This is a genomic window from Fictibacillus sp. 5RED26, assembly GCF_015903895.1.
GTDB classification, from domain to species: Bacteria; Bacillota; Bacilli; order Bacillales; family Fictibacillaceae; genus Fictibacillus; species Fictibacillus phosphorivorans.
Window position 1 is genome coordinate 524,138 of record NZ_JACZDU010000001.1, and the last position, 18,388, is coordinate 542,525.

24 protein-coding genes are annotated in these 18,388 nt (G+C 39.3%); 14 read left to right on the forward strand and 10 right to left on the reverse strand.

Annotated features, from left to right (window positions below; genetic code table 11):
* Positions 1 to 99: 99 nt before the first annotated feature.
* The 4 genes from IHV10_RS02720 (at position 100) to IHV10_RS02735 (ending at position 2,792) form a co-directional block, all read left to right on the forward strand.
* Positions 100 to 1,113, forward strand: a complete 1,014-nt coding sequence (locus IHV10_RS02720; RefSeq protein WP_197127211.1) for a Gfo/Idh/MocA family protein — start codon at positions 100 to 102, stop codon at positions 1,111 to 1,113.
* A gap of 75 nt (positions 1,114 to 1,188) precedes the next feature.
* Complete coding sequence (locus IHV10_RS02725) at positions 1,189 to 1,674, forward strand: DinB family protein (RefSeq protein ID WP_197127212.1); 486 nt, start codon at positions 1,189 to 1,191, stop codon at positions 1,672 to 1,674.
* Between the two features lie 12 nt (positions 1,675 to 1,686).
* Entirely contained in the window at positions 1,687 to 2,142 is a 456-nt protein-coding gene (locus IHV10_RS02730; protein ID WP_197127213.1) for an SRPBCC family protein, read from the forward strand.
* A gap of 422 nt (positions 2,143 to 2,564) precedes the next feature.
* Positions 2,565 to 2,792, forward strand: coding sequence for a hypothetical protein (locus IHV10_RS02735; RefSeq protein ID WP_197127214.1), 228 nt, complete (start codon positions 2,565 to 2,567; stop codon positions 2,790 to 2,792).
* A 41-nt stretch (positions 2,793 to 2,833) separates the two neighbouring features.
* On the opposite strand, the gene IHV10_RS02740 is transcribed toward IHV10_RS02735, so the two are convergent.
* Positions 2,834 to 3,097 carry a hypothetical protein gene (locus tag IHV10_RS02740; protein WP_197127215.1) on the reverse strand — a complete coding sequence of 88 codons (264 nt, stop codon included), beginning with the start codon at positions 3,095 to 3,097 and terminating at the stop codon, positions 2,834 to 2,836.
* A gap of 106 nt (positions 3,098 to 3,203) precedes the next feature.
* On the opposite strand from IHV10_RS02740, the gene IHV10_RS02745 reads away from it, so the two are divergent.
* From IHV10_RS02745 to IHV10_RS02755, 3 genes are all read left to right on the forward strand, one after another.
* Entirely contained in the window at positions 3,204 to 3,833 is a 630-nt protein-coding gene (locus IHV10_RS02745; protein WP_197127216.1) for a LysE family transporter, read from the forward strand.
* A 167-nt stretch (positions 3,834 to 4,000) separates the two neighbouring features.
* Positions 4,001 to 5,305 (forward strand): amino acid permease, encoded by a 1,305-nt coding sequence (locus IHV10_RS02750; protein ID WP_197128171.1) that lies wholly within the window; start codon positions 4,001 to 4,003, stop codon positions 5,303 to 5,305.
* 162 nt (positions 5,306 to 5,467) lie between these two features.
* The gene (locus IHV10_RS02755) at positions 5,468 to 5,884 is read left to right on the forward strand and encodes a hypothetical protein (protein ID WP_197127217.1); all 417 of its coding nucleotides are present in this window, start codon (positions 5,468 to 5,470) and stop codon (positions 5,882 to 5,884) included.
* A 78-nt stretch (positions 5,885 to 5,962) separates the two neighbouring features.
* Here the strand turns inward: IHV10_RS02755 and IHV10_RS22710 are convergent, their stop codons facing one another.
* On the reverse strand, positions 5,963 to 6,349 hold the full coding sequence (locus IHV10_RS22710) for a hypothetical protein (protein ID WP_231618110.1): 387 nt from the start codon (positions 6,347 to 6,349) through the stop codon (positions 5,963 to 5,965).
* A 139-nt stretch (positions 6,350 to 6,488) separates the two neighbouring features.
* Here IHV10_RS22710 and IHV10_RS02765 point away from each other — a divergent pair, with 139 nt between their 5' ends.
* The 4 genes from IHV10_RS02765 to IHV10_RS02780 all read left to right on the forward strand — a co-directional run bounded on the left by IHV10_RS02765 (position 6,489) and on the right by IHV10_RS02780 (position 10,303).
* A complete protein-coding gene (locus IHV10_RS02765; protein WP_197127218.1) occupies positions 6,489 to 7,511 on the forward strand; it encodes an NADP-dependent oxidoreductase in 1,023 nt (340 codons plus the stop codon).
* A 68-nt stretch (positions 7,512 to 7,579) separates the two neighbouring features.
* Positions 7,580 to 8,596 (forward strand): S66 family peptidase, encoded by a 1,017-nt coding sequence (locus IHV10_RS02770; protein WP_197127219.1) that lies wholly within the window; start codon positions 7,580 to 7,582, stop codon positions 8,594 to 8,596.
* 235 nt (positions 8,597 to 8,831) lie between these two features.
* Positions 8,832 to 9,623 (forward strand): DUF4397 domain-containing protein, encoded by a 792-nt coding sequence (locus tag IHV10_RS02775; protein WP_197127220.1) that lies wholly within the window; start codon positions 8,832 to 8,834, stop codon positions 9,621 to 9,623.
* Positions 9,623 to 10,303: a class F sortase gene (locus IHV10_RS02780; RefSeq protein WP_197127221.1), complete on the forward strand. Its 681-nt coding sequence runs from the start codon at positions 9,623 to 9,625 to the stop codon at positions 10,301 to 10,303. The genes IHV10_RS02775 and IHV10_RS02780 overlap by 1 nt, the downstream gene beginning before the upstream one ends.
* Before the next feature lie 80 nt (positions 10,304 to 10,383).
* Here IHV10_RS02780 and IHV10_RS02785 read toward each other — a convergent pair whose 3' ends face one another.
* The gene (locus IHV10_RS02785; protein WP_197127222.1) at positions 10,384 to 11,178 is read right to left on the reverse strand and encodes a TIGR00266 family protein; all 795 of its coding nucleotides are present in this window, start codon (positions 11,176 to 11,178) and stop codon (positions 10,384 to 10,386) included.
* A 21-nt stretch (positions 11,179 to 11,199) separates the two neighbouring features.
* Positions 11,200 to 11,631, reverse strand: coding sequence for a hypothetical protein (locus IHV10_RS02790; protein WP_197127223.1), 432 nt, complete (start codon positions 11,629 to 11,631; stop codon positions 11,200 to 11,202).
* 205 nt (positions 11,632 to 11,836) lie between these two features.
* On the opposite strand from IHV10_RS02790, the gene IHV10_RS02795 reads away from it, so the two are divergent.
* Positions 11,837 to 12,175: a MerR family transcriptional regulator gene (locus tag IHV10_RS02795; RefSeq protein WP_197127224.1), complete on the forward strand. Its 339-nt coding sequence runs from the start codon at positions 11,837 to 11,839 to the stop codon at positions 12,173 to 12,175.
* 18 nt (positions 12,176 to 12,193) lie between these two features.
* Here IHV10_RS02795 and IHV10_RS02800 read toward each other — a convergent pair whose 3' ends face one another.
* Both IHV10_RS02800 and IHV10_RS02805 read right to left on the reverse strand, forming a co-directional pair.
* On the reverse strand, positions 12,194 to 13,042 hold the full coding sequence (locus IHV10_RS02800) for an SDR family oxidoreductase (protein WP_197127225.1): 849 nt from the start codon (positions 13,040 to 13,042) through the stop codon (positions 12,194 to 12,196).
* 72 nt (positions 13,043 to 13,114) lie between these two features.
* A complete protein-coding gene (locus tag IHV10_RS02805) occupies positions 13,115 to 13,408 on the reverse strand; it encodes a hypothetical protein (RefSeq protein WP_197127226.1) in 294 nt (97 codons plus the stop codon).
* Between the two features lie 310 nt (positions 13,409 to 13,718).
* On the opposite strand from IHV10_RS02805, the gene IHV10_RS02810 reads away from it, so the two are divergent.
* Positions 13,719 to 14,372: a C40 family peptidase gene (locus tag IHV10_RS02810; protein WP_197127227.1), complete on the forward strand. Its 654-nt coding sequence runs from the start codon at positions 13,719 to 13,721 to the stop codon at positions 14,370 to 14,372.
* A gap of 256 nt (positions 14,373 to 14,628) precedes the next feature.
* On the opposite strand, the gene IHV10_RS02815 is transcribed toward IHV10_RS02810, so the two are convergent.
* From IHV10_RS02815 to IHV10_RS02825, 3 genes are read right to left on the reverse strand one after another with little or no spacing between them, the layout of a single operon-like run.
* Positions 14,629 to 15,135 carry a DMT family transporter gene (locus IHV10_RS02815; protein ID WP_197127228.1) on the reverse strand — a complete coding sequence of 169 codons (507 nt, stop codon included), beginning with the start codon at positions 15,133 to 15,135 and terminating at the stop codon, positions 14,629 to 14,631.
* A gap of 13 nt (positions 15,136 to 15,148) precedes the next feature.
* Complete coding sequence (locus IHV10_RS02820) at positions 15,149 to 15,853, reverse strand: Crp/Fnr family transcriptional regulator (protein ID WP_197127229.1); 705 nt, start codon at positions 15,851 to 15,853, stop codon at positions 15,149 to 15,151.
* A gap of 27 nt (positions 15,854 to 15,880) precedes the next feature.
* A complete protein-coding gene (locus tag IHV10_RS02825; RefSeq protein WP_197127230.1) occupies positions 15,881 to 16,306 on the reverse strand; it encodes a DMT family transporter in 426 nt (141 codons plus the stop codon).
* A gap of 201 nt (positions 16,307 to 16,507) precedes the next feature.
* Between IHV10_RS02825 and IHV10_RS02830 the strand changes: the two genes are divergently transcribed.
* Positions 16,508 to 17,425, forward strand: a complete 918-nt coding sequence (locus tag IHV10_RS02830; protein WP_197127231.1) for a hypothetical protein — start codon at positions 16,508 to 16,510, stop codon at positions 17,423 to 17,425.
* 252 nt (positions 17,426 to 17,677) lie between these two features.
* Here the strand turns inward: IHV10_RS02830 and IHV10_RS02835 are convergent, their stop codons facing one another.
* The gene (locus tag IHV10_RS02835) at positions 17,678 to 18,298 is read right to left on the reverse strand and encodes a cell wall hydrolase (protein ID WP_197127232.1); all 621 of its coding nucleotides are present in this window, start codon (positions 18,296 to 18,298) and stop codon (positions 17,678 to 17,680) included.
* Positions 18,299 to 18,388 lie beyond the last annotated feature (90 nt).

The following is an 18,388-nucleotide window of genomic DNA, read 5'->3' on the forward strand; positions in this document are numbered from 1 at the left end:
GAAGATTCTACTAGCTTTGACGTATAACCAAAAATATAAAACTTTTAATTCTCGTTATGTATAATGAATGTAAATCTAGCTTGAGGAGTGGTGAAGGTAATGAATGTAGCTCTACTCAGTAAATGGCACGTGCATGCTGTCGATTATGCACGAGAAGCATTGGAGAATGAAGCGATCACAATAAAAACAGTATGGGATGAAAACAAAGAGCGGGGTACCCAGTGGGCCGAAGAGTTAGGGGTATCGTTTGAAGCGGATCTACAGAACGTGCTAGCTGATCCGAACATCGACGGAGTAATTGTTACTACAGCTACCAACCGTCATAAAGAGATCATTATTGCTGCTGCGAACCATGGAAAACACATTTTCACTGAAAAAGTCCTCGCTTTTACAGTAAAAGAGTGCGAAGAAATTTTAGAGGCCGTAGATAGAAATAACGTACAACTCATGGTCAATCTACCAAGGCTTACAGAAAGCTTTTACCTCTATGCCCAACAAGCAGTAAACAAAGGACTCCTTGGGAATCTTACATACATCAGATGCCGTGTTGCACATAACGGATCTGTACCTTCGGAAGAAAATCCAAAGGGATGGCTTCCACCGCACTTTTATAATAAAGAAGAGTGTGGTGGAGGTGCGCTGATCGATCTTGGGGCACACCCGATCTATTTAACGAATCGTTTAGGCGGGAACGTAAAAGCAGTAAGCGGTAAACTGAATGAATTATTCAAATTAGGCGTAGATGATAACGCTGTCGTTATGGTGGAGTATGAATCAGGTGCTATGGGTATGATCGAGACGGGTTTCCTATCTTATGGAAGTCCGCAGCAACTCGAACTTTATGGCACGGAAGGTACAATCATGGTAGAAGGACAAGAGGTAAGGATTAAAAGTAAGCACCTTAACACAGAGGATTGGGTAAACCCAGAGCTGCCGAATCCGATTTCTTCAAATATGGAGCAATGGGTTGATGCCATTGAAAAAGGTACAAAATCGACGATTTCAAGAGATGACATCGTAAATTTAACCGCCATAAATCAAGCGGCGGCAATTTCGAGTAAAGAAGGTCGTCGGGTACTGTTAACAGAATTAGAAGTGAAGCAAAATATTTGAAGTTAATAAAAAGGAAATTAACCTCCTTGTGCAGAATGTATGTTCGTAAACAGTTCTGCACAAGGAGGTTTTTTTATGCATCAAAAATCAATTTTTTTGAATCAAATGGCAGCCAACCATAATGAACCAAACTGGTTTGTCCCCATTGATCGGGCACTTGAAGGACTTACAGCTGAACAAGCAAGAGAAAAAACAGGAGATAGCAACTCCATATGGGAGATCGTCAACCACTTGATTTTCTGGAACGAACGCTACTTACAGAGGTTTAAAGGAAATTCGCCTCAGCAAAAGATTGAAAGCAATGATGAGACGTTTGAGAACGAAAACAGTCAGGACTGGGAAACAACTAAAAATCAATTGTTTGCTATACTAACGGATTGGGCCTCGGTAATAAAAGAAGCAGATGATCTTTTTTTTGAGATTTCTGCTCATGAAGACCGTCACGATCCTTGGTATTCTGTGCTTGCTAATGTAAACATCCATAATGCCTATCATATCGGGCAGATCATAGAGATCAGAAAATCAAAAGGGAACTGGGATTCTAAAAAAGGTGTTCATTAAGGGGGCGAGAATGTGGAAAATCTGAAGTTTGTATATGTTACTTACATAGAGACTTCTACTAATAAAGTGTGGGAGGCTCTGACTAATGGAGATCTAACAGAACAATACTTTTTCGGCAGTCGAGTGGATTCAGAATGGAAAGAAGGTTCACAGATTACGTATTCACGGGGCAGTAAGGTTACTGATTGGGGAGAAATCTTAACGTGTGAGCCAGAAAAGAGGCTTTCCTTTACTTGGATCAATAAGTGGGATGAAGAAGAGCGACAAGAGCCAACTATTGCGACATTTCTGCTAAAGGAGATGAACGGTACAGTGCGATTGACACTGCGTCATGAGAATTTGAAGGATGCAGATCTTGTAGAGGATGAAGATACGTTCGTAGGATTTAACAACGGTTGGCCAGCGATCTTGAGCAACTTGAAAACAATGCTAGAAACTGGACGAACATTGCCACCAGTAATTTCTTGATTACTACTTAAAAAGGGGAGAGAGATTCTCCCTTTTTTTATGTATCGAACCATTCACCTTTAAGCGTAGCGATTATTATTAAAATAAAGGCCAGGTTGTTCGCTCACAATTTTATTTCTGTAATTACCAGAGCAAAACATATCATCTAATGTTGTCCACTCTTGACTCTTAGGATAAATGTATTGCTTTTCTTCTTTTACAGATTACACATTCATCTAGTGAAGTAGAAGATTTAGGATATTGTGCGCATGTTGTACATAGAAATTCTTCCACATTGTTGTGCCCCTTCTAAAATACTAAAGGCTAAGTCTAGTAAAGAGACTATGGGAATTATTGTTAAATCACTTAACAGTTCATAGGTCTCAGTTTTAAAAAATTGGGAGAAGGGAATTAGTAAACAAAACATAAAGGAGGTGGCTAGCATGTCTGTTTATGACCAGATCAGCTCTTGTTGCAGCAGGATTGAGAAAGCAGACACAAAGGAAGATGTACTTCGCGAAGTAGATAAGCTGGACAACTACGCCTCTTATCTAAACGCAGAGAAAGCAAAACGACTTCATATTTATTGTGATAACATTCGTAAACTAAATGTTGATGTTCGAACAGAAACGGTCAACCAAGCAGGGTTTATTCGAAATTTATTTGCCTAACATAAAGATCCCTCATGATTTTTTCATGAGGGATTCGTACGTTAATCGTACCTTGTTTCCTGCAGTGCAGCTTGCGTTTCATGAAGATGTCTCAAATATTCTTTGGCATGATGAATGTGTTTCTTTTCTTCATCTGACATTCCTTCACCTGCGTCATGTATGGATTGCTGAGCAGTTTCGAGCCTTAATTTTGCTGTTTGAAAACAAGAGGGCGTTTGGTTTGCTTGAGCTTCTATCATAGCTTCATCCGCACGTTTTACATGGTCTAGTGCTTCTTGAATCTTTGGACTTATTTGATGATCCATTTCTATGATCTCCCATTCACTATTTGATTTTAGGTCTGTTTAGAATTCCCTCCGAATAAGATTTAAGACAAGCATGAGTTGTCCATCTTATACGTGGAGGTCTTCAATGATTATATTTTTTAAATATGTACTTCTAGGTCTATCTCTGGCGGCTCCCATTGGTCCGGTAAACGCTGCACAGATGGACCGCGGAATCAAATATGGATTTTGGCAAGCTTGGATGGTCGGGTTAGGTGCAACCGTTGCAGATGCACTCTATATGCTCATGGTGTACATGGGGCTTGTTAGCTATATCAATACTCCGTTCATCAAAACTTTTCTCTGGCTCTTTGGCAGCTTTGTTCTCCTTTACACGGGAATCGAGACATTCAAAAAAGCTTCTTTAGAAAGAAAGAGCAGTCAGCAAGATTACACCGTACATAACAGCAGGAGCTTTCTGGCTGGTTTTCTAATGTCTCTTACCAATCCTCTTACCATCTTATTTTGGTTAGGAATTTACGGTTCTATACTCGCAGAAACTGCAACGAAGTATTCGCTGGAAAGTTTACTTCTCTATAGTATGGCCATATTTTCAGGCATTCTCTTATGGGATTTCGCGATGGCTGTTGTATCCAGCAGTTTCCGGAAAATGCTGGCTGATCGCATTTTACATGGAATTTCAAAATTATCAGGATTATCACTGATCGGATTTGGATTTTATTTTGGGTATAAAGGTATATCGTTTTTATTATCGTAAACAAGCAGCTTTGGAATTTTTCTAATGCTGTTTTTTTCTTCCGCCAATGAATATTCAAACGTTTAAGTAAAACAATAATACTTGTAAAGCAGGAGGGTATTATTGTGAAGAAATCTAGTTGTAATGGACCGGTTCAACCAAATCTTGATCAATCAGAAGCAAAAGATATGGCTTGGTGGCAGCTTTCTCTTGTTGGAGTAGGATGTACAATTGGGACAGGTTATTTTTTGGGATCAACTATTGGGATCCAACTTACCGGTCCTTCAATTGTTTTTTCTTTTATATTGGCAGCTATAGGAACTTACATCGTGTTTCAGTTGTTAGCCAAAATGACAGCAGCTGATCCTCAAAAAGGCTCGTTTTGTTACTATGCCACTCATGCTTATGGAAGATGGGCGGGTTTTAGTTGTGGCTGGAATTATTGGGTCTCGAGCATATTGATCATGGGGAGCCAGCTTACTGCGCTTTCGATCCTTTCTCAATTTTGGTGGCCACATGTTCCGCTTTGGATCTTTGCAGCATTCTACGCGGTGTTAGCCATTATTGTTGTTTTAGCAGGTACGAAGAAATTCGATCAAGTTGAAAATTTGCTGGCTGTCATAAAAGTAGCAGCTATCGTGATGTTTATTATTTTGGCGATCGCAGGATTAATCGGTTTTGTGGACGGTAAAAGCTATGACCTGGATATACCAAGAACGTACAACGGTTATTTTACAGGTGGGTTAAAAGGATTTTGGTCCTCTCTTATCTATGCGTTTTATGCATTTGGAGGAATTGAAGTGATCGGCATGATGGCGATGCAATTGAAAAAGACAGAAGATGCTTCAAAAGCGGGAACGATCATGCTTTTTATCCTTACCATTATCTATGTCCTTTCTATTGGACTTGCCGTGTCTACTGTCGCTATAGAAACATTTGATCATAAAGAAAGTCCGTTTGTTACGGCGATGGAAAGGTATCATCTAGGTTTTTTCCCTCATGTATTTAATGGTGCCATCATCGTAGCTGGGTTTTCAGCGATGGCGGCAGCTCTATTTGGAGTGACCAACTTATTAAGGACGCTTGCAGAAGATGGAGATGCTCCAAAATTGTTTGCGAAAACCATAAAATTTAAAAAACTGCCGCTTCCTGCAATGGGTTTAGGAGCAGGAGGGCTTTTAGCAAGTATTATCACAGCCCTACTTCTCCCAGGGAAGATCTATGAATACATTACAACCGCAGCTGGGATTTTACTTCTATTCAACTGGTTGTTCATCATTATGTCTTCGATGAAGATGTTGCAGCAATCCTTATGGCTGAAGATGATTTCGATTGTTGCTATCCTATTAATTTCTTTAGCCGTAACAGGAACTTGGTTTGAAGGAACAATCCGGCCAGGGCTATACGTTAGTATCGGGATCTCAGTGATTATAGGAATAATTTCAATGGTTGTACAAAAGAAACGGAACGATCAAGAAGGTAATATGATTTAATTCTGCTAATTTAAATCACTCTCTTCTCTTTAAAGTATTAACACCTAAATACTTGAAGGATCATAAGCCTATTTTCTCATATTGATACAAAAAATGATCTGATTCGACATCCACTCCGTTAGCTAAGTGCAAGACAAAAAAATTACAGGAGTGTGATGAATCATGATGAAGAAATTTGCGAGTACAGGACTAGCTTTGGGATTGTTATTAGGTGGAGGTACTGCATCCTTTGCTCAAGATGACAACACCACTGTAGATCTTAGCGCGAAGCTCAATGCTGCGATTGAAAATAATGAAACCGTAACTTCCGCTGAATTTGTAGCCTGGGCAGAAGCGAATCATTGGGAGATGTCCGATCTTCAAGCTTGGGCAGAAGCAAAAGGAATGACAGAGAGTGAAATTCAAGCTTGGGCAGAAGAGAATGGCTGGAGTGAGGAAGACAGCGCTTCTTTAGATTTAAACTTAGATGCTAGCCTAGATCTGGACAACATTTTGGATCGTAATGACAACGACCACTGGGAAGACGATGAAAATGATGACGAAGGAATTCTTGATGATATCCTTGGTGATCTATTATAAGAAATGTGAACAAAGAAAGCCGTTCCCGAGGGAGCGGCTTTTTCTTTTATACTCAGAATATATATCTTGTTTGCACGATCAACCAAAACATACGAAGTTTCGAATCTGGGAAAATTGGTATCGTACACGTTGTCTGCGGCCGCCTATCCAAATATAGCCGGTAACGCTGTTTTGGCGAATTGCTACAGGGAAGAACCAAAAATCACGACCAAACTGACCTGGGCGACGAAGCCCTATGAGTCCCCAATTTCCTAAACAGCTGCACAACCGGGCACGAATTTGAGGAGGTTGGAATGTTTGAGTGAAAAAAGGTTGTGGTATTTGGCTTTGGGCAAATTGTTGTGGCGGTGGAGAAAATGGACCTGCTTCATCTTCTTCCGTTTGGCGTTCTAAATAGTGTGATTCATCTATGGAATGCTGATGTTGATGATAATATGGGTGATTGTTCATCGGATTATTATTCATAAGTTTGTTTTCCTCCTTCCACTAAACAGTTTGTTCGATATATGAATATGATAGCTGTTCCTTTTGAGTAGCTTGTTCGTTGTACATAATAGTAAAATCAGAATGAAATGGGCTGCATGATGGAGGTTTAATGTGAAGAATGAAAGCAATGACAATTGATCGTTACGGCAAAGACGTAGCATTACAAGAAACAGAAATGCACAAACCTGAAATGGGTGATCAGGATCTTTTAGTCAGAATACATGCCGCAAGTATTAATCCAATTGATTTTAAGATTAGAGATGGAAAAGTAAAAATGCTGTTATCTTATGACATGCCACTAATTCTCGGTAATGATTTTTCAGGAACCGTCGAGCAGGTAGGGAGTAAAGTTTCTACGTTTCAACCGGGAGACAAAGTGTATGGAAGGCCAAGAAAAGATCGAATTGGAACATTCGCCGAATTTATTTCGGTACACGAAGATGATGTAGCAATCGCACCAAGTAACATTTCTTTGATTGAGAGTGCTTCTCTGCCGCTAGTTGGCCTGACCACTTGGCAAGCCTTTCATGATGTAATTCAATTGAAAGAAGGACAAAAAATTTTAATTCACGCTGGTGCGGGTGGGGTTGGTACATTTGCGATACAGCTTGCAAAAGCCATGGGGGCATACGTAGCCACTACAGCTAGTGAAAAAGGATACGATCTTGTAAAGTCTTTGGGAGCTGACGAGATCATCAATTACAAAGAACAAGCTTTTGAGAAAGTCCTTAAAGGTTATGACGCTGTTTTTGATACGTTAGGTGGACCTTCTTTAGAAAAATCATTCGAAGTGTTGAGACCAGGTGGAAAGATTGTTTCAGTTTCTGCCGTTCCGAATAAAGAATTTGCAGAACAAAACAACATGGGTTTATTCAAAAAAGTGATTTTTTCTATCGTGAGCAGAAAGTTAACGATGCTTGAAAAGAGACACAACGTCCGCTACCATTTCCTATTTATGAAGCCGAGTGGAGAACAGTTAAGAAGGATTGCTCATTTGGTAGAAAAAGAAGATATCGTACCTGTGATTGATAAAGTCTTTTCATTTGACGATGCACAGAAAGCAATTGAATACGTGGAAACAGGGAGAGCGAAAGGTAAAGTTATCATCAAGGTGGAATCACCTCTAATTGCGAAAGGTTGAAGGAACTCTTACTTACTTTGTGGAAGTTTAGTGGACACAGAAAAATACAAAAAGTAGGATGATTTCAGATGATTAGATATCCATTATTAAAAGAAAAAGCATCAATCGGAGTAACTGCCCCTTCATCAGGTGTACAATCGGCTCTTCATGACATGTTCAAGCAAGCCTGTCTGCGAATGGAGAATAGAGGCTATGAAGTAACTTGTGGTGATACGGTATGGACGCAAAATAAGGCGAAGTCTGCACCAGCAAAAACACGAGCTGTTGAATTTAATGAGATGGTAAGAGACCCAAAGATAGATGTAATCATCCCTCCTTGGGGTGGAGAGCTATTAATCGAAATGTTAGAACATGTTGATTTCACGAATTTGCCGAATAAGTGGATTTTAGGTTATTCAGACACAAGTACTCTTCTCCTTCCCATCACTTTGAAAACAGGAATCGCCACAGCACATGGCACAAATTTTGTCGATTTAAGAGGTGAGTACTCTGATGAAACCACAGCGATGTGGGAAAAGGTACTCTCAACAAGAGAAAGTGATAGTGTTCTTCAGAAGTCTTCTGATAAATATCAAAAAGAGTGGCTACACGACGCACCAACACCATACGTGTTTCATCTCACTGAATATACAGAGTGGAAGACGGTTTCAGGTAAGAATGAAAAGATTTCTGGGCGTCTGCTTGGCGGCTGTATTGATACGATTCGTCATCTAATCGGAACACCTTATGGCGATGTCGCACATTTTCATAAACAGATGATTAATGGTGAATCCATTTTATGGTACTTAGAAAACTGTGAAATGAACACTACTGATCTAAGGAGATCTCTGGTTCAAATGAAGCTAGCGGGCTGGTTTGAAAATTGTTCTGGTATTATGTTTGGCCGAAGTCCTGGAAATGAGCCAGTTAATGATTACACAGTGGAAGACGTATATGAAGAAACGTCTCGGGAGCTGAATATTCCAATCATCTATGATGTGGATTGTGGACATGTACCGCCTCAGATTACTTTTGTGAACGGGGCTTATGCCGAAGTTAAGGTAGAGTGTGGCAAAGGAACGGTTTTACAGCATTTTCGTCAATGACATTCTCTTATACCATTAAATAAAGCTGATAAAAATTCAATACAGTATAAATTAAAAGTTGTCTCCTTCGTGAAGGAGATAACTTTTTTTGGTGACTAAAATTATAATTTAAATAATAAATTGTAAATATTTAATAAATATGGTTTAAGTTTAAAGTTTAAGTGGTACATAGATTATACAAACATATTACATTTATTATGCATTTGTTTGTATACCATTTGTGAGGAGAGATGAAATGAAAAAGTTTTTTGGGTCTGCACTAGCTGCAATCATGATGTTTGCTTTGATGGCATCGGGGGTTTTCGCTGAGTCTAATGATGCGATGGTTCGTATTGTACATGCTTCGCCTGATGCACCTGCAGTTGATGTCTATGTAGATGGAAAACCAGTAGTTGAAGGGGCTGAATTCAAGGCAGCAACTGATTACATGCCATTGCCAGCTGGCGAACATAAAGTTGAAGTCTTTGCAGCAGGAACAAAAGATAATGCAGTCATTTCACAAAGCTTAACGGTAGAGGCAGGTAAAGCTTATACGGTAGCTGCGGCAAACATGTTAGAAATGGTTGAGTTGGTAGTAGCAGAAGACTCCATGCAAGCAACTGAAGGAAAAGCAAAAGTACGTATCGGGCATCTTTCTCCTGATGCGCCAACAGTGGATGTTGGTTTAATTGGTGGTGATGCTTTGTTTAGTGGAGCTTCATTCAAAGCATTCACAGATTATAAAGAATTAGATCCAAATACGTATGATCTAGAGATCCGTACTTCAGACGGTACACAAGTGCTTGACCTCTCAGGAACAAAGCTTGAAGCAAATATGGTATACAGCGTGTACGCAATTAATTCTGCTGATAAACTTGAAGTATTAGTTCTACAAGACTCAATGGTGATGCCATCAGAAATGCCTAAAACAGGAATGGGTGGAGCATCTGATGAGTCATCATCAAACTATACAGCAGGAATCATCGCAGCAGTGGCTGGATTTGGAGCAGTAGCGTTTGTCCTATATCGCAAACGTACAGCTCAATAATGATGAAGAAACAAATAATCTTATTTACAACCATATTCCTGCTGAGCAGTTGCTCAGCAGGATATAACTCTGAAAGTGATGAGAAACAAAAGTATAGGCAGAACGAGATTCTAGTTTCATCACAAGAAGAACGAGGGGAAACAAATACAAAAGCAGCCCAACAAACCGAGTCTATGATGAAAATGAATAACGAGGATACAAAAAAAGATCGGCCAGATGAGACTGAATCTATAGGTATTGTTCCAACAAAAATAGAGATTCCAGCTTTAAAAGTTAGCGCTTCTGTAAACGGACAGGGACTAAACAAAGACGGACAGATGGAAGTACCAGATAACGGGGAAGATGTTGGTTGGTATGAACTGGGTGCTAAGCCGGGTGCGAATGGAAATGCGGTTATAGCTGGCCATGTGGATGATTATACGGGACCTGCTGTATTTTTTTATTTAAAGAACTTGAAAGCTGGTGATCTCATTCACGTTTATGGAAAAGAAAATGAAAAAGTTTCTTTTCAAGTGGAAAAGGTTGTTTCCTATAAAAAAGACGAAGCACCTTTACGTGTGATTTTTGGACCTAGTCAGCAGCCTAGGTTGAACCTCATAACATGTACAGGTGTATATAACAGGAAAAACAATGAACATGAGAAACGGTTGGTCGTTTATGCAAAGCGAATCAAACAATAAAAAGAGCAGAGACCATCTACTGAAGATGATTCTGCTCTTTATTTGTAACTATTACATCTGTTTAACGCTCATCTTCTCAATCAATCTCCATTCAACATGCCGAACACGCCTTTAGCAATGCTGCCTTCATCGCTAGATCCACCTCTATGAGGAGCTGCAGCAAAGACACGACTTGCTAAGCGGCTGAATGGAAGAGATTGAATCCAAACCGTTCCCGGTCCTCTTAATGTAGCAAAGAATAAACCCTCACCACCAAATAGGGCTGTTTTCACGCCTTTTACCATCTCGATATTATAATCGACACCGCTTGTCATCGCAACCAAGCATCCTGTATCTACACGCAACACTTCTCCAGGTGCCAATTCTCTTTTATGAATGGTTCCACCGGCATGGACGAAAGCCATCCCATCGCCTTCAAGCTTCTGCATGATAAAACCTTCACCACCGAAGAAACCTGCTCCAATTTTACGTTGAAATTCTATGCCGACTGTTACACCTTTCGCAGCCGCTAAAAATGCATCTTTTTGGCAGATCACTTTACCGCCAAGCTCACTTAAGTCCATTGGAATGATTTTTCCAGGGTATGGTGAAGCGAATGAAACGTGTTTCTTACCGCGCTCTTCATTCGTAAATGTTGTCATAAACAGACTCTCGCCTGTCAGAACGCGCTTACCGGCATTAAAAAGTTTACCCATTAAACCGCTTCTGCCTGATGAACCTGAACCGTCCCCAAAGATGGTTTCCATCTCGATGCCGTCTTCCATCATCATTAATGCACCAGCTTCAGCGATTACCGTTTCTTTTGGATCTAACTCTACTTCGACGAACTGCATATCATCGCCGTAAATTTTATAATCAATCTCGTGGTTATTCATGTTCTGTTCCCCCAATAATGTTTAATCTGTGTTTCCTGAGACCATTTCAAAGTTTGAAGATTTACCGTTTTTGTATAATTGAATGGTTTCATAGGCTTTGTTTAATTCTACCTCATACAATAGTTGGTTTTCTATGTTCTTATCTTCATAATCAGCAATCGTCTCTTCTTCATAAAAGACTTTAAGTGTGGCACCGTCTTCTTTTACCTTAAAATTAGAGAATGTGATCGCGGGTTGATCTTGTAAGATGTTTACTCCATTTAGCAATAGGTAGATTCTTTCGTCTTGATCTTGAAACAGATGGATGCCATTTTGCTTTTTAGCAGTCTGGAAGAAAGACTGTACCTCTGAATCTGCTTCTTGAAGTGCAATAAGATCTGTGCGCAGTTTTGAATCATCCATACAGCCTGCTAACAAAATGATTAATCCAATCAGCACGAGTATCTTCTTCATCGAAGGCTCTTTAAGATTACTGAATGCACAAGTTATTACGCGTTAATAATCTTTTAGTTTCAATTAGTGTTTAAAAATTTTTGTCACACCTGTTAAGGCTTGAAGGAAATGAAAACGTAAGTGAGATAATCTAACAGCTTTGTTGAAAGAAAGATTCATTGAGATATAGTAAAAAGAGGGGGTAGGGCGAAGGAGTGGCTACACTATGTCTTTTGAAAATACACCATATAAAGATAAGAAGGTTATTTCAATAGGTATTGTAAGTGAGTTAACAGGATTGTCATTCAGACAGATACGGTATTACGAAGAAAGAAAATTGATCTTCCCAGAACGTACTGAAAAAGGGACGAGGAAATATTCGTTTTCGGATATTGAGAAGCTGGTTGAGATTGCAAATAAACGAGAAGACGGAGTACAAACACATGAAATTAGAACTGAGATGAAAAAGGGGAAAGAAAAACAATCAGAAAAGAATTTGCTTAAAGAGATGCTTCGTGGCCAATTTAATGCTCATTTTAAGAGCAATCATGATCGAACTACATAAAAAGGCAGTCTCGGGTGACTACCTCTTTTTGTTTCCTACTAATCTCATTGTAATTAACCTTTCTAGTATCTTCCATGGCAGGATGCTTTTTAGCCGTAACGATAATCTCACTCCTTTGCCAATTGGATAACGGAGTTTAGGAGTTTTTGTAGAGATAGCAAGTTTAGTAACAAGTTTTGCGACATCAATAGGGTTCCCATGACCTGCCTTGCTGCTTTCCATGTTTTTCAGGAGTGCATCCATATAAAAGGAATAAGGAGACTGAGAATCGATAGTCAAGTTGTCGATCGAAGACCAAATGTTTGTTTGATAAGATCCAGGTTCTATAAGAACGACATCTATTCCGAAAGGTCGCAGTTCCAAACGCAAACTTTCGCTGTATCCTTCCAACGCGTGCTTAGATGCCGTATAAGGTGATAGACCAGGAAACCCAAACTTTCCAGAGATACTACTCATATTAATGATGCGTCCTCGCTTGTTTTTACGCATGAAGGGAAGGACGGATTGGGTAACTGCCATAACGCCAAATACATTTGTCTCAAACTGCAGACGATATTCATTGATTGATAGTTCTTCTGAAAAACCGCCAAGTGCAAACCCCGCATTATTTACTAAAACATCAATGTTAGGAAGCTCTTTGATAAAGCCTTTAAATGTTTGGATAGATTCTGTTGATGTTACGTCCAGAGCATGAAGAAAAATTTGGTCACTTACCTTGTTTTCGTCTGCCAACTTTAATAAAGCTTCCGCACGACCGACATTTCGCATCGTACTCACTACATTAAAACCGGCCTTTGCAAGTTCAATTGCACAATACATACCAAACCCGCTAGAAGTGCCTGTAACAATGGCTGTTTTTCTGTTCATTTCAATCTCCTCATGATAAAAAAGTTCGTTAAGTTATGTACTAAACGTAAACGAACTTTTCTAAGCAATCAACTATTTATACGGATTGTTTGGCCGCTTATCTCGATAGTTGTAAATGACAAACACGAAACCTGAGTATGATCCAACCGCAGCTACTCCATAGATGATTCCCATTACGATTCCAGTCCAAAGACTATGTGGGTGTGCAATTAAAACAGATATGATTAAGCCTAGCATGCAGGCGATCGTTGGTATCCAAGCAGAGATGTAAGGAAAGAAGATCTTGAGGATTTCAATCATGATAATGATGGCGGGTATAGCAATCAATGCATCCCAAAAGTTAGTAAGAATGAACGGGAACTCCAAATAGATGCCTCCTTACCCTTTTTTGCCCTTTATATACTCTATACAGAATACAGCTAATCTTTCCTTCTATTTGTCCACATTCCCCAAAAATTTATTTGGATGATGTTTGTGCCGTTTATAGTCTAGTTACGTATGGTACTACTCCATATCTAACTCATATTTTCATTACCTTTTCAAATATTACAATGTGTAATTTCTCATACATTCTGCAGAAAATTGTTAAACCGCTGTAACTCCCTCACAATGTCTTTGTCATCTCTGCCTGTTAGTATGAGACAGGTCAGATTAAATAAGAAAAGGGGATGTTACTTTGAAAAAAGCAGCAGCAGGATTAGCAATAGCAGGTGTCGTGGCGTTCAATCCGATAGTGGGTGAAGCCGCTCTTGGAGATCAAACGCTGAAACCTGAGACGCAGCATTCAGACGTACAAGACCTCCAACAAACGTTAGATAAAAAAGGATATTTTTCATATAGCAAAACAACGGATTATTACGGTGACTATACGACAGATGCGGTAAAAAAATTCCAAGCAGATAAAGGTATCACAGTGGATGGCATCGCAGGTGATGAAACATTTAAAGCGTTAGGAATCGATACTTCAGAAAGTGATTCTTCAATTGTTGATGTAGCTAAAAAGTACGAAGGAATAGCTTATCAATGGGGTGGAGCGTCACCAGATGGTTTTGATTGCAGCGGATACTTACAATATATCTTTAATGAAGCAGAAAATGTTGAGTTACCTCGTACAGTGGATGATATTTATGCAGAAGGAACAAATGTTGATTCACCAGCAGTAGGTGACATCGTATTCTTTGATCTAGAAGGTGACGGGCCGAGTCATGCTGGAGTATATATCGGGAACGACCAGTTCGTACATGCTTCTTCTTCAAAAGGCGTAACAACTTCTGAACTTAATAGCTCTTATTGGTCAGAAAGCTATATCGGAGCAAAAAGTTACGAATAAATTTCAAAAGAATGTGAAAACGTCCACTTCAAGTGGGCGTTTTTTTTATGGTGAAGAAGCTTTAGCGGAGAAAGTGATTGAAACTCAGGTGTCAATCACTTTGTTGCAGGTGGAACTTGGGCACTTGTAGGTGATCATTAATGTGTTACAGGTGAAAAACACCACTTAAACGGCGAACATGTAATAAATATAATATCACGTACCGTAACAGTAATAGAGACGCATAAAAAAAGATGACCACGTTAGAAAACGTGAATCATCTCTCGACAGATGCACTTTGTTTTAGCGTATGCTTAACCACCTTTGTGACTTTACGTTGTTCAGCGCGACTTCCACCAAACTTAAACACGATAACGCCACCGATAATGACGAGCACCCCTAATAACTGCTGAGAGGTAAACGGTATTTTTTCGAGACCGAACAAACCGAGTGAATCCCACATGAGTGCAGAACCTAGCTGTGACGTCAGGACGATCGATATCGCAAATGTTGGACCGAGCAGTCGTGTACCTTGTACTAAACAAACAACAACCCCGACACCAATTAATCCGCTGAACCAAAACCATGTCTCCATGTTCTTCAGTACGAACAATTCTTTTCCTTCAAAAACAACACCTAGTGTCATAGAAGCAAGAAACCCTAAACCTAACACAAGAGCTGTAGTCGACCAAGTTCCTGCATGGTCATTGACTCGGGTATTAAAAATATTTTGCAGACCAACAAGTATGCCTGCGAGAATTGCAAAGAGTAAACCGATAAGCATGTTGCACGCTCCTTTATTTTTCGTATATATTCCGGTGATTAGCTAGTTCACTTAAGCCTTCTCGATTCTTCACTTCAATGAACCCTTTATGCCGTTCCACAAGGCCATCTTTAGAAAGGTGTTGAATGACTCGGTTCAAGTGGCGATAGCTCGTTCCGATCAAGTTAGCGGCATCTATAAGATGACTCGTGCTCAACTTACTGCTATATAAAGCATCGGATTCGTCAAAACAAACCGACAAAAGATAGCTCGCAAAACGAACTTCGACCGGATACAGAAGATTAAAGCTTAGAGAACTTGATTTTACATAAAACTTCTTGGTGATCACGTTCAACAGAAATTTTAAGAGCGGAGTATGATCGCTACCGTATTTTTTCAACCAGCGGTGATGAATAGCGATCATATGCACTTCAGAAACGGCTTCAACCGTATTGATAAAGTCAGTTCCTTGAACGTACTCAATATCACCTACAACATCTAGAGGTGTTTTAAATGAAAGAATGAGTGTTCTTCCTTCAGGTGAGGTGTTGAAAATCTTCAGTTTTCCTTTTACTAACAAATAGAGGTGGTTGTAAGGATCACCTTGTGTACAGATTAATTCACCATGATCATAGCGGTATAATGTTAGATAAGGTAGAAGCTCATCATTTAAAATAGGTTTGATTTCAAAAGTCTGCAAATAATTCTGAAGCAGCTCAGGATCGTGAATTTCTCTCAATTTTCAAACACCTCATCTCATTCTTCCTTAAAATTTCAAGATGACAACTCCCGCGATCATCATCGCGATTCCAATAAATTGTGGAAGCTTCATCTCTTTCTTCAATACACCAAACCAGCCTTTGCCATCGATTAAGAACGTGATCGCTAGCTGTGAGATCAAGATTACCGCGATCGTTAATGTCACACCTATAGAGTGGATTCCATAAATATTTCCATAGATGACGACTGCAGCAAATGATCCTCCCGTTAAATAAATCGGTCGTACTTTCTTAAATTCTTTCCATTTTTGATCTTTTACGATCAAAACAATTAAGACGGCTGCGACAAAACCAGTCAATTGAGTAATCGTGGCTGCCTGCCATGAGCCAATATCCTGGCTGATCCGTGCGTTCGCTACACCTTGCAGAGTAATAAAGGCGCCGGCAAAAAAAGCAAACATTATTCCTTTCATTTCATCACTTCCCAATACAAAATTCTATAACCATTAAAGAATAAGAGAGGATATGTTGGGAAGGACATATGTCCTAAAACTTTAATATGTATGTTACGCACATGATAGTTACATGATGAAATGTTCCTTTTCCTTTCCACTTTTACATATTTCGTTTAAAATAAAAAGCTGCACGACAATCTCTATGAAAGAGGTAAGAATATGAAACGATTAAAGAATTTATCAAATAAAACTAATAAAAACAATGAACAATCAGCAGAATTTAAGAATCGTGAAAGCTGGTTAAAGATTATTATCATCGGTGCTTTTGCTTTATTGATCTTTTATAAAATAGCCACGGCACCATTCGTATTCCGCTTTTCAGATTTTATTTCCGTATTTAGTTCGTTGTTCGCTATAACGATCTCTCTCATCTATTTTAACAAGGTCAGCAAGTTAGAGAAGATGATTGAGTCTTTCACGTCCAAAGAGAGGGCTGTTCAGACTTATGAAACATCTCCGGCAGCTGCTGCAGTAGCTGATGAGCCTGAACAAGAGCAATTAGAGCTGTTCGAGGAAAAGGAAGAAAAGATTGAAGCTCCTGTTTCTGAAGTAGAAAAAGATGAAGTAATTGAAGAAGATGAAAAAGAACAAGAAGGAAAAGAAGAAGTAATAGATGAAGAAGAAATCTGGGAAACACAGCGAATAAAAGAAGAAGAGCTAGCCAAGATTGAGATGGATAAAACACAGATCTACAACGAGCTCTTTACACGTGCACAGTTAAGCAACGAAGAAATGACATACTTTAACGAGAAAATCAGAGAAAAAGAAACGGAAAGCTTTAACACAAAACAAGAATTGAATCAGTTTAAAGATCGTATTCAAAATGTGTTCAAGAAAACTCCGCAATTTTTCCAAAAAAGAGATTCACGGATCGAAGGAATTGTTCGCATGATGAATCCAGTCACCCTCAAGAATGCGTCTCTTGAAGACTTAAATCAGCGTATGGATCAAGTGATTGATGTTATTCCTGAAGAAACGCTAAATTCCTTAATTAGAGATGGATTATTAGATGAAACATACCACCTGACACGCTCTGGTTACCGTGAATTCATGCACGTAAGTAAAACATTTCAATAATAAATGATAGAAAAAAGGTGTGCCTTTGGATTAAGGGCATACCTTTTTGTATATGTGTAAAGCTAGGCAGGACAATATATACAGATTGCTCGTTCAGAAGAAACAGGAAAAATAATTTCACGGTAATTCAGATTATATTCACGGTAATCAGCAATAATTTCGCGGATAACTAGCATAATTTCAGGGATAAAATAATTTTAACAACTTTCCACAAAACGACATCATCACCACAACAAACAGGTTCTCACAAATTTATTTTGCAAAAAGGTGATTGCCGATCTTCGTAACCGAAGCTCTTGAAAATATCCAGGTATCCGTTGCAAGTTCAGGGTTGTAGTAATAAACAGATCCGTAAGTCGGATCCCAGCCTTTCATTGCGTCAAGCACTGCACGATATGCATAGCTGGACGGCTTTAAGTGATATTGCCCATCATGAACGGCTGTAAATGCGTTTGTCTGATGAATAACATCACTTACATGACTCGGGAATGCAGGATCTTCTAAACGATTTAATATAACAGCGGCTACAGAAACTTTGCCTATGTAGGATTCACCACGTGCCTCACCATGAACAACACGTGCCATTTGTTCTACATCTTGTAGCATTAAAAAGGTAGCAGGACCAGCAACGCCATCGGATGAAAGATTCGTCTCATATTGAAAGTTAGCAACTGCTCGTTCAGTAATAGGACCATAATATCCAGTAACAGGTCCATAGAATAAACCAAGTGCTTTTAGTTTTTCTTGTAGGATGGAGACCTCATAGCCCTGACTTCCTTCAGTTAATAGTCCATGCGCTTGAACTTTAGTCGGAACGAACAAAAACGCCAATGCCACAAAAAAGAGTACCAGCTTACTTAGTAGGTTTCTCATTGTAAAACACCCTTCCCTTCATGATTTCTATATATTATCAATAAAGGATGATTTAGACATGAAGCGCATTCTCTATTTTTTTGCAGCAGT